Source organism: Deinococcus aerolatus, from assembly GCF_014647055.1.
Taxonomy (GTDB): Bacteria; Deinococcota; Deinococci; order Deinococcales; family Deinococcaceae; genus Deinococcus; species Deinococcus aerolatus.
In genome coordinates this window covers 1-750 of sequence record NZ_BMOL01000068.1, presented here as the reverse complement: position 1 = coordinate 750, position 750 = coordinate 1, and the positions used below count along the sequence as shown (strand labels likewise).

At 68.8% G+C, this 750-nt stretch carries 1 protein-coding gene; it reads left to right on the top strand.

The features are described 5' to 3' along the window. On the top strand, nucleotides 1-750 hold a 750-nt coding region (locus tag IEY31_RS18545; protein ID WP_188974430.1), incomplete at both ends, for a sensor histidine kinase.

Genomic DNA, 750 nt, shown 5'->3' with positions numbered 1-750 from the left:
GGCGGGTGGTGACGTCGGTGGAACTGCTGCGCGACGGCAGCCACGCCATTGCCACCGGGGACTATGGACGGCGGCTGCCGGAAGAGGGCCGGGATGAACTGACGGACGTGGCGCGGCATTTTAACCGGATGGCGGCGGCGTTGCAGCAGGTGGAGCAGGGCCGGGTGGAACTGATCTCCAACGTGGCCCATGAACTGCGCACGCCGCTGTCGGCGCTGCGCGGATACGCCGAGGCCATGACTGACGGCGTGATGCCGCCGGAAGCCGTGTCCGGGGCCATCCTGCGCGAGACGGCGGCCATGGAGCGGCTGGCCCAGGACCTGAGTCTGGTGTCGCGGGTGGAGGCGGGGGCGGTGGAGTTGCATTCCACGGACTTTGCCCCGCAGGCGTTGATCGCCGACGCGTACGAGCGGTTCGCTGGAGCCTATGAGGAACGCGGCGTGACGCTGGTCCGGGTTGAAGCTGTGGATTTTCCCGACATCACGGCGGACTTCGAGCGGGCGTCGCAGATTCTCGCCAACCTGCTGAGTAATGCCCTGCGGCACACACCACGGGGGGGCCAGGTGACGCTGGGGGCCACACGTGGCGGCGGTGAAGTGCTGTTCACGGTAGCGGATACCGGGAGCGGCATCGCCCCTGAGCATCTGGACCGGATCTTTGAGCGCTTTTACCGCGTGGATGCCGCCCGCACCCGCGGGGACGGGAGTGGGGTGGGCCTGACCATCGCGCGGGGACTGGCCACCCGGATGG